Origin of the sequence: Pseudomonas agronomica (assembly GCF_025917275.1) — a bacterium.
Classification (GTDB): Bacteria; Pseudomonadota; Gammaproteobacteria; order Pseudomonadales; family Pseudomonadaceae; genus Aquipseudomonas; species Aquipseudomonas agronomica.
This window is the reverse complement of the sequence record NZ_JAOSHO010001019.1, coordinates 1-523: the sequence shown is the minus strand read 5'-3', so window position 1 is coordinate 523 and position 523 is coordinate 1. Positions and strand designations below refer to the sequence as shown.

Sequence of the window (523 nt, the reverse complement as noted above, 5' to 3'; positions counted from 1 at the left end):
AGGATCTGCCAGCGCTGTTCATCGGCCTGCACGCCAATCTCGGCGCGGGTCTGGCCGTTACCGATCAACTCGCCGTGGTAGCTGCGACTGTCGGGCACCCAGAACTGGAACTTGTACATACCGGTGGCGAGGATCATCGGGCCGATCACGCCGAGCACGATCAGCAACAGTTGCAGGCGTCCCTTGCGGCGGTTCTGCGCCACGGGCGCCTCAGACGTGTTGGTTGGATTCATGGTGTTCCCCATGGTGTCTCCCTGCGTTGTGCCATCCGAGATAAAGGAAAAGGCCAAACAGCGCCGCCGCCATGGCGAACCACTGCACGGCATAGCCAAGATGTTTTTCCGGGCCCATGGACACCACCGGCCAATCGGTCCGGTAGGCGCCGGGGCCGCTTTGTTGCCTCAATTCATGGGCGAAACCGCCGCGGCCCAATTCGGTCCAGAGCTTGTCCGGCTCGACGGCGGTGACCAGCCGCGGCCACGGTGCGCCAGCCGGGTCGGCGTGGAGCTGGAACGTCGCACCC

1 protein-coding gene and 1 pseudogene are annotated in these 523 nt (G+C 64.4%); both read right to left on the bottom strand.

Translation table 11 applies throughout. The features are described from left to right. Positions 1-245: pseudogene (locus OC610_RS28690) on the bottom strand (hypothetical protein); the annotation flags it as partial. Then, a partial coding sequence (locus OC610_RS28685; RefSeq protein WP_332880492.1) for an SURF1 family cytochrome oxidase biogenesis protein occupies positions 211-523 on the bottom strand: 313 nt, incomplete at its 5' end. The pseudogene OC610_RS28690 and the gene OC610_RS28685, both read right to left, overlap by 35 nt.